This window comes from Streptomyces spongiae (genome assembly GCF_009377185.1).
GTDB classification, from domain to species: Bacteria; Actinomycetota; Actinomycetes; order Streptomycetales; family Streptomycetaceae; genus Streptomyces; species Streptomyces spongiae.
On the sequence record NZ_VJZC01000028.1, the window covers coordinates 27,865 to 41,055 of the forward strand.

Genomic DNA, 13,191 nt, shown 5'->3' on the forward strand with positions numbered 1-13,191 from the left:
ACGTCCAAGGAGAGCCCGCCCCCATGAACCTCGTGGAATCGCTCCGCACCCACCGCCTACTCGCGATCGTCCGTGGCAAGGATGCCGCCGCGGCCCTGCGCACCGTGATCACCCTCGCCGAGGAGGGCATCACGGCCGTCGAGGTCTCGCTGACCACCGCCGACGCCCTGACCGTGATCCGGCAGGCGCGCGCCGAACTCGGCCCCGACGCGCTGGTCGGCGCCGGCACCGTCCGCTCGGCCCCGGACGCCACCCGCGCCGTGGACGCCGGCGCGTCCTACCTCGTCACCCCGGCCCTGGTAGACGGCCTGGAGCCGTACGGCATACCCGTGCTGATGGGCGCCGTGACACCGAGCGAGATCGAACTCGCCCTCGCGCGGGGTGCCGCCGCGATCAAGCTCTTCCCCGGATCGCTTGGCGGACCCGGCTATCTGCGTGCCCTGCGCGACCCCTTCCCCGAGGTGCCGTTCGTGCCCGTCGGCGGCGTGGACGCACAGGCCGCCCGCGACTACCTGGATCTGGGCGCCCTCGCCGTGGGCGTCGGCTCCCCCCTCGTCGGGGACGCGGCCGACGGCGGCGACCTGGACCGACTCCGCGCCCGCGCGGCCGTGTTCCGCAAGGTGGCCACAGGGGGGACGCCGTGACGACACGGGACCACCAGGCCCCGCCCGAAGTCGTGACCTTCGGTGAGACGATGGCGGCGCTGCGCGCCCACGGAGCGCTGCGGCTCGGCGGCAGTCTCGGCCTGTCCGTGGCGGGAGCCGAGTCCAACGTCGCCATCGGCCTGGCCCGGCTCGGGCACCGGGTGCGCTGGGCCGGCCGGGTCGGCGCGGACGAACTCGGCGCGTTGGTACGGCGCACCCTGCGCGCCGAAGGCATCGACACCGGCCACGCGGTCACCGACGACACCGGCCGGCCCACGGGACTGCTGCTGACCGAACCCCGCCTGGGCACACTCACGCGCGTCAACTACTACCGTGCCGGTTCCGCAGGCTCGGCCCTCTCACCGGCTGATGTCCTGCCCGCGCTGGCCTCGGGACCCCGCCTCCTGCATCTGACCGGCATCACACCGGCGCTCAGCGCGTCGGCGGCCGAGACCGCCCTGGCCGCCGTCACGGCCGCCGGCGCCGCCGACATCACCGTGTGCCTCGACGTCAACTACCGCTCCCGGCTGTGGACGTCGGACCGCGCCCGCACAGCGCTCCGGCCGCTGCTGGCCCACACCGACCTGCTCATCGCCTCCGAGGACGAGCTGCCGCTGATGCTGGAACGGCCCGCAGCGGGCGAAGCCCAGGCCGTGCACAGCATCCTGGCCGCAGGCGTCAACGAGGTGGTCATCAAACGCGGCGCACGTGGTGCGACCGCCTTCACCGCTGACGGCACGACCGACTGCCCGGCGCGAGAGGTCGGCGCGGTCGACCTGGTCGGCGCGGGCGACGCCTTCGTGGCCGGGTACCTGTCCGGACGTCTTGACGGCGCGGACATGCCCGCCCGTCTGCACCGAGCCGTCACCACCGCGGCCTTCGCCGTCGCGACCCGGGGCGACTGGGAGGGCCTGCCGACGCGGGACGAACTCGGCCTGTTCGACCAGCCCGAGGGCATGACCATTCGCTGATCCGGAGGACTGAACATGACATCCACGGCAGTACCGGCGGCGATCGTCGTCGACGGAGCATACGAACTCGCCGAGGGCGGTCGCTGGATCGACGACCGGTACGTGTACGTCGACATCCTCAGCGGTCGGCTCTTCGAACTGAGAGACGACACCGAACCGGCGGTTGTGCGCCAACTGGCCGGGCTCGACGTGCCGTTGGGAGCCGTCGCGCCGGTCGGAGACCGTCCGGGAGCATGGATCGCTGCCGCGGACACCGGCATCGCACTGCTCACCCCTGACGGCACACCCGAATGGCTGGACCGTCCCGAGGACCGCACCCCGGTCCCCAGCCGGATGAACGACGGCGTCGCCGACCCCGCCGGCCGCTTCTGGGCGGGCAGTATGGCCTATGACGGCACCCACGGCGCGGGCTCGCTCTACCGGACGGACCCCGACGGCACGGTCGTACACGTCCTCGACGGCCTGACCATCGCCAACGGACCCGCGTTCACCGTCGACGGCACGGTCATGTACCTCGCCGACACGGCCGCCGGCACAGTCTTCCGCTGCCGGGTCGACCTCGTCTCCGGCGACCTCGTCGGCGCCCCGGAGATCTTCACCCGATTCCGCGAGGACGAAGGCAGCCCCGACGGAATGACCGTGGACGCCGAGGGCTGCCTGTGGGTCGCGATGTGGGGCGCGGGCGTGGTCCGCCGGTACCACCCCGATGGCCGCCTGCTCCACACCGTGACCGTCCCCGCCCCTCACCCCACCTCGGTGTGCCTGCATCCCAGCGACAACCGCCTCTACGTCACCACGGCCCGCTACGGGGTGAAGAGTCCGACCGCCACCTCCGGTGCGGTGCTCAGCGTCTCCGTGCCGGTCAGGGGAACGGCGGCCTCTTCCTGGCGCGGCGGACGCTGAGACACCGTCAGCCCTTGATCGCTCCAGTGAGCACACCGGTCCTGAAGTGCTTCTGCATGAACGGGTAGACGACGAGCAGGGGGACGAGGGTGAGCACGACCACAGCCATCTGCAACGACAGCGGAGCTGTTTCGGCGTGAGCGTTGCCGAAGCCGCTGTTGACGGACCCCGGTAGGCCGTTGCCGCGGTTCACGTAGGTCAACAGCACATATTGCAAAGGCCACTTCTGGCTTTCCGTCGGCATGTAGAGCATGACGTTGAAGAAGGCGTTCCAGTAGCCGACGGCGTAGAAGAGCGTGATGACCGCGGTGACGGCGCGGGAGGTCGGCAGGACCACCGACCACAGGGTCCGCCAGTCGCCGGCTCCGTCCATCCGGGCGGCGTCGATGAGTTCCGCCGATGTGCCGGCGTAGAAGGAGCGCAGCACGAGGATGTTGAAGACCGACACCGCGCTGGGCAGGATCAGGGCCCAGTACCGGCCGTAGCCGCCCAGACCGGTGACCACCAGGAAGGTGGGGATCAGGCCGCCGCTGACGAACATGGTGACGACCAGCAGCGTCAGGATCGGCCGGTGTCCGTAGGAGCGGGCGCGGGACAGTCCGTAGGCGCACAGCACGGAGACCACCATGGAGACGCCTGTCCCCACGAGGGTGATGCTGAGGCTGACCAGCACAGCGGTGCGCACGGTCGGGTCGGCGAGCATCTCCCGGTAGGCGGAGACGGTGAGTCCGTCGGGCCAGATCACCAGGCCGCCGGCCCGGTTGACGGCGGCCTGGGTGGAGAGGCTGGTGACCACGATGATCCACAGCGGTACCAGCACGGCCGCGGCGACCAAGGTGAGAGCGGCGCTCTTGCCCGTGGTCGTGGCGGCCGTCGGTGGCTCTTCCCAGACCGGGCGCTTGTCGCTGCGGCGCTGTCGCAGCGGAACGGCAGTGCTCATCGGCGGTACAACCCGTCCTCCCCGAAGAAGTGTGCGAGCTTGTTCGCGCCCCAGATCAGCAACAGCGAGATGACGCTCTTGAAGAGCCCCGCCGCAGCCCCATAGCTGTAGTTGTTGGTGGCGATGCCGTAGTAGAAGGAGAAGGTGTCCAGCACATCCGCCGCGTTGTGGCCCACGGCCACGCGTTGGAGCAGGAGTTGTTCGAAGCCCACGGTGAGCGCGTTGCCCAGGCGCAGTACCAGCAGCAGTACGATCACCCCGCGCATCCCGGGCAGCGTGATGTGCCACATGCGGCGCCAGCGGCCGGCGCCGTCCACGGCGGCGGCCTCGTACAGGTGGGTGTCGATCGCGGCGAGTGCGGCGAGGAAGACGATGATCCCCCAGCCCGCCTCCTTCCAGACGGCCTGGGAGGTGACCAGCAGGGCGAACGTGTTCGAGTTGGTCATGATGTCCCAGGTGCCGGCGCCGTGCTGGCGCAGGAACTGGTTGAGCACGCCGGCCCCGCCGAGCATTTGCTGGAAGATCGTGATCGTCAGTACCCACGAGAAGAAGTGGGGGAGGTAGACGATCGACTGGATGAGGTTGCGCAGCCGCTCGCTGAGCACGGTGTTGAGCAGCAGGGCGAGGGCGATGGGGATCGGGAAGAAGAGGATCAGCTGGACGAGGCTGAGGTAGAGCGTGTTCTTCAACGCTCCCCAGAACAAGGAGTCCTGGACGAGGGTGGTGAACTGCTCCAGCCCGGCCCATGGGCTGTGCCAGACGCCGACCAGGGGGTCGTAGTACTGGAAGGCCGTGATCAGGCCGAAGAGTGGCGCGTAGTTGAACACCAGGAGCAGCACGACGGCCGGAATCGTCATGATGACCAGGGACTTGTCCCGGCGCAGCCGGATCCGCCAGTGAAGTCTGACGTGTGGCTGCGACGGTTTCCGCGCTGTGTTCTTCTCGGTCTTGCGGGCCATGGTGGTGGTCACTGCGCTGTCCTCACTGGCCGGTGCCGTACTTCTCCAGGACGTTGGTCGTCAGCCAGTTCTTGAGCCGGGTGCCGCTGCTCTTCCACGCGGCGATCGCGGCCTGGACGTCCGAGACCTTCTGCTTGCCGTGGCAGCAGTCCTTGATGGTGTCCTCCACCGACTGCGCCGCGTCCGCCGTGGCCAGAGAGGCGGGTAGGGAGATGTTCATGTTCCAGAACACCGGTTTGTACAGATACTTGACGTTGGCGGCCTGCCAGGCGGTGAAGTCCCTGGTCACCTGGTCGGCTCCGGGGTTGCTGACCACCTGCGGGCACGAGGCCAGGAACGAGTACGTCTGGGGCTGTACGTACTTCTTTCCCGCGTCGGTGAAAGTGGGGACTCCCTTCACCATGGTGTGGTGGACGCCCTCGACGCCGAAGTTGACCATCGTGTACTCGGCCGAACCGTAGGGGGCGGCCAGATAGTCGGCGACCGCCAGCAGTTCCTCGATCTGGTCCTTTCCGAGCCCGCGGTTGAGGTAGCTGATGACGCCCGTGGAGTTGCCCAGGAACAGGCTCGGCCTGGACGTGCCGTCGGCCGCGAAGACGTCGAAGGCTCCGCGCCGGTAGTCCTTGTTCGCGGCCGAACCGGACTGCTGGTCGGTGAGATTCCACGCTCCGGTGCCACCGCCGGAGATGAGGACCTTCCCCGAGTAGAAACGGGTGCTCGCGGAGGCCTCCTGTCCGGCGAGGGCGTCGGGGTGCATGGAGCCGGACTTGGCGAGCTTGTAGTGCCAGTCGAGGGCGTCGAGGAACTCCGGGGTCTCGTACTTGTTGATCAGTTTGCCGTTCTCGACCTTCCACTTGTTGGGCACACCCCAGAAGGGGAAGAGGTACGTCCACACGTCGTCGAAGGCCCAGACCCCGCGTTTGGCGTCGGTCAGCTCCTTGCCCAGCGCGAACAGGTCGGCCGCCGATGTGATCTGGTCGGCGGTGATGCCCTTGGCGTCCAGGATGTCTCGGCGGTAGAAGGTGGTGCCCGCGACGACGCAGCTGCTGGAGTAGGACGGGATGCCGTAGATCTTGTTGCCCCAGGAGCCCGCCTGCCAGGCGCCGCTGGGGATGGCGGCGAGGTTCGGATACTTCTTGATCTTGTCTCCGGCCAGGTAGGGGGTGAGGTCGGCGAGTTGGGTGCCGGCCAGGCCGCCGGTGTTGAAGCCGGAGTTCCACCAGGCCGGCAGCTGGAGCCAGTCGGGCAGCTTCTTGGCCGAGGTCATCGTGGGGATGATGGTGAGGTAGTTGTTGCCGTCGGTGGGTTTGATCTTGAGATCGACACCCAGGGCCTTGTTCATGGCCTGGTAGAAGGAGTTGCTGGGCGAGGGGACGGTCCCCCACAGCGGAGTGACGGCGGTGTAGCTGCCGCCCTTGCCCGGAACACCGTCCACGGTCCGGGCCTGTTGGGCCGGATAGGTCAGGAAGCCGGGGTCGGTCGCGATGTCGGCGCCGCCGGCGACGGACGGGATGTCCGGCTTGAGCGAGCTGTTGGGCGCGAACGACGGCAGTGCGGTCTTGAGCCCCTTCTTCGTGCTGGCTCCGCCGGTGCTCTGCCCACCGTCGCCGCACGCGGACAGCAGCGGCGCCATCGCGACGGTGCCGGCAACGGCCGCGGCTGTGCTGAGAAGGGTTCTGCGGTTCATGTCGGAAGTCATGGGTGGGCTGCTTTCGCCGGTGAGATGTCGAGGGGCTGTGCCGCCGTCGAAGCGCTTCAACGACGGGCCTGCGGGAAGACCGGAACCGCGACGGACGAGGTCAGGCGGTCGTGCCGGTGACGGAACTGCCGGACTTGGTGACGTAGTACGTCGTTGAGGCGCCGCTCCAGAAGTGGAAGGTGAGCGTCACGCGGGAGTCGTCCTTGAGCGAGGCGAAGAACTCGGATGTCAGCTTGATCGAGTCACTGGTGTAGGCCGAGAAGGCGGTGTCCCACTGCTGGTAGGGAGTCCAGCTCGCCGGGCCCGCGTTGCTCCCGTCGTCGTACCGGGCCTCCATCGTCGCGAGCCTGTCCCCGCGGAACTCGGTGGGGATGCTCAGGCCGGTGGTGCTTCCCGAGGCGTTCGACAGGACCGGAGTGTCGTACGTGATCACATCGATCCGCCACGGGACACCGCGGGAGAACCGGGCCTCCAGCGTTGCGTTGACCCCGTACGTCCGTTCGCCCGCCAAGTCGCCGAGCGTGGCCGCTGTCAGCGTGAGCTGGCTGCCGGAGACGGCGTAGTCCCTGCCCCGCACGAGGTTGCGGGAGCCGTGGCGCAGGCCCTGGAAGTCGGTGCCGTTGGTGTTGAGGGTGAGCGTCTGACTCGTGATGGCAGCCGACTTGGTGAGGAACACCATGTCGCTGGAAGCGGTTCCCGAACGTGTGGTCCAACTCGACTTGATCTGGGCGAACAGCTCCGGGTCCCGCCACTGCAAGGTGTTGCGGTTCAGGAACTGACCGGCGTCCCACAGCATGGTGGTGAGCTTTCGCCGGCGTGCGTATTCGCCGAGGAACTCGAAGTACTTGAGCTGCTCACCGCGTTCGATGATGCCGGGGCGGTTGTGGTCGTAGGCCAGCAGTGCGTACTCCCCGATGATGACCGGGATGCCGCGCGACACGAAGGTGTTGTACGCGCGGTCGAAGGTGTTGGTGAGGTCCTGCTCCGAGGTGGTGTCGAACCTGGTGTAGCCGGCGATGTTCACGCTGAACGGCCACCAGCCGTAGAAGTGGATCGTCGTGGCGATCATGGGATCGCGCAGGGAGGTCAGTTCGGCGGCCAGTGCGTCGAGTCGGCCCTGGTCGGCGTTCGTGTACAGGGTGGGCAGCACGAGCAGGCGGGATGTGTTCCCGCCGCCGGAGTTGCGGACGATCGTGTGGAAGGCCCGGTTGAGTTCGGCGAGCATCCGGTAGTTCTCGTCGTCGCCCGAAGTGCCGCTGAATGTCGGCTCGTTGATGCTTTCGAGGACGAGTCTGGACGGTTCGTCGCGGAACTCCGCCGCGATCTGGGTCCAGGTGGCGCGGTAGCGGGCGAGCACGGCGTCGTGATCCGTCGAGAGGTTGTTGACCCACATCCATGAGTCGTGGTGCATGTTGAGCAGCACGTACAGGCCTTCGTCCAGCGCCATGTCGGCGACTTGCCGGACTTTCGCCATCCAGGCCGGGTCGATCGTGTAGTCCGGGGCGGCACCTTGGTGGACGCCCCAGGTGACGGGCAGGCGGATGCTCTTGAACCCCTGCGACCTGACCTTCTTCAGTAGTGCCCTGGTCACGGGCGGGTTGCCCCAGGACGTCTCGTCGGGGATCGCGTCGTAGGTGTTGCCCAGGTTCCAGCCGGGCTGCATGGCGGCCACCGCGCTGCGGGCGGCCGGGGCGCTCGGCGGCGGGACGGGCGGATCGTCGGCCTGTGCGGTGGCGGGCACCAGCGGGAGCAGGACGATCGCCAGGAGAAGTGCCGTCAGTCTTCGGTGAGGCCGTGACGGCCGGCGCCGTCGCGGGAGAAACCGGGTCCGTCTCCTCGTCATCGCGTGCACCTTCCGGTCGGGGGCGGCGCAGACCCAGGCGGGTCCCTGTGTCGGACATGCTCGGCACGTGGAGATCGCCCGTCGCGACCGAGTCGCGCCTTCAGAAAGGAAACTTTCGCTCTGTGCGGCGGAGAAGTTAACATGAAGATGTGCTCGGGGCCACAGGTAAGTCAGGAAGAGATGCCAGAATGGCCGGGCATACCCACACAGTTCTGTTCAAGCGTCTCTTGCATCCGGCCCCGCCTGGTGCGAGCGATTCGAAGACCGGGAAGGCGATCTTGGCGGACAACGCGGCTGACGGGCCGGCGGGCAAGGACGACGGGCAGGGCGACACGTCCCGGCCGGTGACCATCGCGTTCATCGCCGAGTCGGCGGGGGTCTCCGTCCCTACCGTGTCCAAGGTGATCAACGGAAAGTCGGGGGTCTCCGCGGACACCCGTGCCCGGGTCGAGGCACTGGTCAACGAGCACGGCTACCGCAAACCCTCGGGGGCCAACAGAAACAACGTCGTGGAGCTCGTCTTCCGCGAGCTCAAGCACATGTGGGCGGTGGAGATCATCAGGGGCGTCGAGCGGGTGGCCCGCCGACACCGGGTCGGCCTCATGGTCTCCGAGTTCGGGCTGCACGACACGGCCGAGCCCACCTGGGACGACACCGTCTCCAGGCGTCCCAACTGTGTCCTGTCCGTGGCCCAGCTCTCCGAGGCCGAGCGTGAGCAGCTGAAGGCGAAGGGAATCCCGTTCGTCGTCTTCGACCCCGCCACGGAGCTGCCCGACGACGTCCCGTTCGTGGGCGCCACCAACTGGTCCGGCGGCCGGGCCGCGACCCGTCACCTCACCGAACTCGGGCACCGCCGCATCGCCATGATCAGCGGCCCTGACGACCAGCTGTACTGCTGCGCCCGGCTGGACGGATACCGCTCCGCGATGCAGGCCGCGGGTCTGCCGGTCGATCCGGAACTCGTCGTGCACGCCCCGCTCACCCACGAGGACGGCTGCGCGGCGGCCCGTTCCCTGCTCGCTCTGCCCGAGCGCCCGACCGCGATCTTCACCGCCAACGACCTACAGGCGCTGGGGGTCTACCAGGCGGCGCGCGAGGCCGGCCTGCGGATCCCGGACGACCTGAGCGTCGTCGGGTTCGACGACCTGCCGGTCGTGGCCTGGGTGGACCCACCGCTGACCACCGTCCACCAGCCGCTGACCGAGATGGCCGCGGCCGCCACCGAGTTGGCGCTCACACTCGGCCGCGGTGAAGCGGCACCTCAGGTCGGGGTGGAGATCGCGACGACCCTCACGGTCCGGGGCAGCACGGCTCCCCCCAAAGGCTGACCTCAGCGGCTGCCCGCCGCTCCGCGCTTAACCAACTGCACAGACGCCCGCCGCCGACAGCCCGTCGGCGGCGGGCGAGTCGGTGTGTCCGAGGTTCCTGTAAGGGGAGCGGGCTGCGCGACCGTTGACCACCGTGGTTCCCCTGGCTAATCTCGGCGAAGAAATTATCTGACCTCACAGAGCGAAAGTTTCGTTCTTCTCGCGAGGCTGGAAAAGCCCGCGACGCGCCGGACCATGAACGCCGTCCCACTCCACCCACCTCGGTCGCATTCCCTTGGAGGAGCTCATGCGGAGGTTGGTCCACAGGTATCGCGCCCGACTGATCGGGCTGGCCGCAGCGGTGTCACTGGCCGTGGCCGCCCCGGGCGTGGCTGTCACACCGTCAGCAGTGGCCGTTCCCGCTGCCATCAGCGCCTCGGTGTCGGTCGAAGCAGGCCGTGCGCTTGCGACGATCCCGGCGACCGGTGTCGGTATGAACGTCGCGGTCTACGACGGCAACATGAACCATCCCGACGTCCCAGGGCTGCTGAAGAACGCCGGTACTGGGATGGTCCGCTACCCGGGCGGCAGCTACGCCGACGGCTACCACTGGCAGACCCACACCGTCGAGGGCGGCTACGTCGCGCCCAACACGGGGTTCGACACCTTCATGGGCACGGTACGCGCTGTCGGCGCACAGCCGATCATCACCGCCAACTACGGCTCGGGCACACCCGAGGAGGCGGCGGCCTGGGTGCGCTACGCCAACGTGACCAAGGGCTACGGCGTGAAGTACTGGGAGATCGGCAACGAGGTCTACGGCAACGGCCTCTATGGCGCCACCTGGGAAATCGACCACCATGCCAGTAAGACCGCCACGACGTACGCGACCAACCTCGTCCAGTACGCCACCGCCATGAAGGCCGTCGACCCGTCCATCAAGATCGGTGCGGTGCTGACCACTCCCGGGGCCTGGCCGGACGGCATCACGGGACCGGGAGACTCGATGGACTGGAACCACACGGTCCTGTCGATCGCCGGATCGAAGATCGACTTCGTCATCGTGCACCACTATCCGATCGGCAACAGCCAGGCCGACCTGCTGGGCAAGCCCCAGGCCGAGATCCCGAACATGGCCGCCACCCTGCGCTCGCTGATCAACCAGTACGCCGGGAGCAACGCACCCAACGTGGGCATCGCGGTGACGGAGGTCAACGCCAACGCCTACAAGAACACCTCCCCGAACGGCCTGTTCGCGCCGGACGAGTATCTGACCTGGATGGAGAACGGCGCGTTCACCGTCGACTGGTGGAATCTGCACAACGGCACGGACTGCTCGCGCGTGACCACGGTCGAAGGCGCCACGGACTACGACGACGGAGGAATCCTGTCCAGCGGTGCCTCCTGCGAGCCGCCCCTGAACACACCCTTCCCTCCGTACCACGGCACCCGGATGATCACCAAGCTGGGCGCTCCGGGCGACACGCTGGTCCGGGCCGTCGGCTCGACACCGATCATCTCCGCGCACGCGGTTCGGCGGGCAGGCGGCGACCTCAGCGTCATGCTCATCAACAAGGACCCCGTCAACGCCGCCACGGTCACGCTGTCCTACAGCGGGTTCAGCCCGTCCGCCGCCACCCCGACCGTGTACTCGTACCTGAAGAACGCCACGTCGATCGGCTCCGCGACGACGGGCAGCGCGACCAGCCAGACGGTACCGGCCTACTCGATCGTGGTCGTCCAGCTCCACCGCTGAACCAACCCACCTACAAGCGTAAGGATTCGATGAGGGTGTCGAGCAAGTCCGAGAACGCCAACACCATCGACAATCCGGTGATCCCCGGCTTCCATCCCGACCCCTCCGTCTGCCGGGCGGGTCAGGACTACTACCTGGCCTGCTCCAGCTTCGAGTACTTCCCCGGGGTGCCCGTCTTCCACAGCCGGGACCTCGTGAACTGGGCCCAGATCGGCAATGCGCTCGACCGGCCGAGCCAGCTGCGCCTGCCGCTCGACACCCCGTCCTCGGGCGGCATCTACGCACCCACCCTCCGCCACCACGACGGCCGCTTCTGGCTGATCGTCACCAATGTGAGCGGGGACGGCAATCTGCTCTTCACAGCCACCGATCCGGCCGGACCCTGGTCCGATCCCGTCCACCTGCCCGGGGTACAGGGCATCGACCCGGACCTCGCCTGGGACGAGGACGGTAACTGCTGGTGCACCACCGCCGGAGTCGGACAGGTCCGCATCGATCCCCACACCGGGGAGACGTTCGGTCCGTCGCGCCGGCTCTGGTCCGGCGCGCCCGGCGCAAAGGCGCCCGAAGCACCGCACCTCTACAAGATCGGCGACTACTGGTACCTGTTGATCGCCGAAGGCGGCACCGAACGCTGCCACAGCGTCTCGATCGCCCGCAGCCGCACGCCCACGGGTCCGTTCGAGCCGTGCCCGGCCAACCCGGTCCTGACCCACCGAGGCACCGACCACCCCGTCCAGAACACCGGCCACGCCGACCTGGTGCAGGCACCGGACGGCTCGTGGTGGATGGTGCTGCTCGGCGTACGACCGGGCGGTGGCACCCCGGGATGGCACGTACTCGGCCGGGAGACGTTCCTGGTGCCGGTCGACTGGGCGGACGGCTGGCCGGTCGTGGGTGAACTGTCGACCTCGATGCCCGCCCCGAACTGGCCTCTGCAACCGCAGGCCGCCGTGCCGGGCCGGGACGACTTCGACCTGCCCGCGCCGGCCCCGCACTGGATCTCGCTGCGCCACCGACCGCCGGAGGCGTGCACCACGAAGGAGAAGCCCGGCTGGCTCACTCTTCAGGCACGCGGCGGGTCCCTCGACGACACCGACGTGACGTTCGTCGGCCGGCGGCAGCAGCACGTGTCATGCCGCGTGCGAGCCCTGGTCGACGTCGCGGACGGCCGCGGAGGCCTGGCCGTCCGCCTCGACGAGCAGCATCACTACGACATCGAGGCGTCGTACGGCGAGGTTCAAGTGCGGGCCCGTATCGGCCCGTTGAACACGGTCGTCACGTCCCGTCCGACAGGCCCGGGGCCTGTGGTCCTCCGCATCGAGGTCACCGCCGTACACGCGGTGAACGACGCACGCACCGGCCCGGACACCGTCACGATCGGCATCGAGGAGCCGGACGGCACCTTCGTCGAACTCGCCTCCCTGGACGGGAAGTACCTCTCGACTGAGGTCGCCGGCGGTTTCACCGGCCGGGTGATTGGTATGTTCGCCGGGGCCGGCTCCGTCCACTTCGACTGGTTCGAGTACGAGCCGGTCGATCGCTGAAGCGGCCTGCGCCAGGCCGGTGTTGCACGGGCGCGTGGCCACCTCAGGCGAACGTCCCGTACGCCTCGGCCGGCTCATCAGTCAGAAACTCCACCGGCACGGCCGGACCGTAGCCAGCGCCGGCACCCGCTCGACGATCTTTCCGTGAATCTCAGCGAGGCCACAGAACGGTGTGCCCGCTGACCAAGATCAACCTTGCCGGGATTTCCTGTACCTCGACTACTCACACCCGGAGAGGGTGGACGCCGACTACGAGGCCGCAAGCTGACCGCCGCGCCGTCGGCCGCTATGTGCGGGCCGACGGCAGCGCGCTTATTGGATCACGGGTCGTAGGCCGGCAGGTCGGCGAGGGCCTGCTCCACAGCTGCCAGGCCGGATCTTGGAATGGGCGGAGGGAGCCCGGTGGCGTGCCGCCGAAGATGCGGCTTCACATCGCCGACCGGAGGCCATGTCAAGGCAATTGGTTGGCCGAGCGCCGAAAGGGCGCACGACGGATTCGAGATGCGCAGTGATGGGATCTCGGGTGACGTCCTGCGGTTCGGGCGGTATCGGCCGGGTGGGACGTCCCGCTGATCGGCGGGGGCGTCGCCGAGGGGATGCCGACTGGGCACCCGGAACCGGG

General features: G+C 68.4%; 10 protein-coding genes. 6 read left to right on the top strand and 4 right to left on the bottom strand.

The window, feature by feature from the left end:
- Positions 1-23: 23 nt before the first annotated feature.
- The 3 genes from FNH08_RS07050 to FNH08_RS07060 are packed head-to-tail and all read left to right on the top strand — an operon-like array spanning position 24 to position 2,518.
- Positions 24-644, top strand: coding sequence for a bifunctional 4-hydroxy-2-oxoglutarate aldolase/2-dehydro-3-deoxy-phosphogluconate aldolase (locus FNH08_RS07050; RefSeq protein ID WP_152770379.1), 621 nt, complete (start codon positions 24-26; stop codon positions 642-644).
- A complete protein-coding gene (locus FNH08_RS07055; protein ID WP_322723910.1) occupies positions 641-1,615 on the top strand; it encodes a sugar kinase in 975 nt (324 codons plus the stop codon). Before FNH08_RS07050 ends, FNH08_RS07055 begins: the two co-directional genes overlap by 4 nt.
- Positions 1,616-1,630: 15 nt before the next feature.
- On the top strand, positions 1,631-2,518 hold the full coding sequence (locus FNH08_RS07060; RefSeq protein WP_152770380.1) for an SMP-30/gluconolactonase/LRE family protein: 888 nt from the start codon (positions 1,631-1,633) through the stop codon (positions 2,516-2,518).
- Between the two features lie 7 nt (positions 2,519-2,525).
- Here the strand turns inward: FNH08_RS07060 and FNH08_RS07065 are convergent, their stop codons facing one another.
- The 4 genes from FNH08_RS07065 to FNH08_RS07080 form a co-directional block, all read right to left on the bottom strand.
- Positions 2,526-3,458 (bottom strand): carbohydrate ABC transporter permease, encoded by a 933-nt coding sequence (locus FNH08_RS07065; protein ID WP_152770381.1) that lies wholly within the window; start codon positions 3,456-3,458, stop codon positions 2,526-2,528.
- Positions 3,455-4,417, bottom strand: coding sequence for an ABC transporter permease (locus tag FNH08_RS07070; protein ID WP_152770394.1), 963 nt, complete (start codon positions 4,415-4,417; stop codon positions 3,455-3,457). The genes FNH08_RS07065 and FNH08_RS07070 overlap by 4 nt, the downstream gene beginning before the upstream one ends.
- 22 nt (positions 4,418-4,439) lie before the next feature.
- Complete coding sequence (locus tag FNH08_RS07075) at positions 4,440-6,116, bottom strand: ABC transporter substrate-binding protein (RefSeq protein ID WP_228033953.1); 1,677 nt, start codon at positions 6,114-6,116, stop codon at positions 4,440-4,442.
- Between the two features lie 100 nt (positions 6,117-6,216).
- Positions 6,217-7,959, bottom strand: a complete 1,743-nt coding sequence (locus FNH08_RS07080) for a cellulase family glycosylhydrolase (RefSeq protein ID WP_152770383.1) — start codon at positions 7,957-7,959, stop codon at positions 6,217-6,219.
- Between the two features lie 278 nt (positions 7,960-8,237).
- Here FNH08_RS07080 and FNH08_RS07085 point away from each other — a divergent pair, with 278 nt between their 5' ends.
- The 3 genes from FNH08_RS07085 (at position 8,238) to FNH08_RS07095 (ending at position 12,569) form a co-directional block, all read left to right on the top strand.
- Positions 8,238-9,287, top strand: coding sequence for a LacI family DNA-binding transcriptional regulator (locus tag FNH08_RS07085; RefSeq protein ID WP_228033954.1), 1,050 nt, complete (start codon positions 8,238-8,240; stop codon positions 9,285-9,287).
- Positions 9,288-9,573: 286 nt separating this feature from the next.
- Positions 9,574-11,022: an alpha-L-arabinofuranosidase gene (locus FNH08_RS07090; protein ID WP_152770385.1), complete on the top strand. Its 1,449-nt coding sequence runs from the start codon at positions 9,574-9,576 to the stop codon at positions 11,020-11,022.
- Between the two features lie 29 nt (positions 11,023-11,051).
- Positions 11,052-12,569, top strand: coding sequence for a glycoside hydrolase family 43 protein (locus tag FNH08_RS07095; protein WP_152770386.1), 1,518 nt, complete (start codon positions 11,052-11,054; stop codon positions 12,567-12,569).
- The last annotated feature ends 622 nt before the right edge of the window (positions 12,570-13,191 follow it).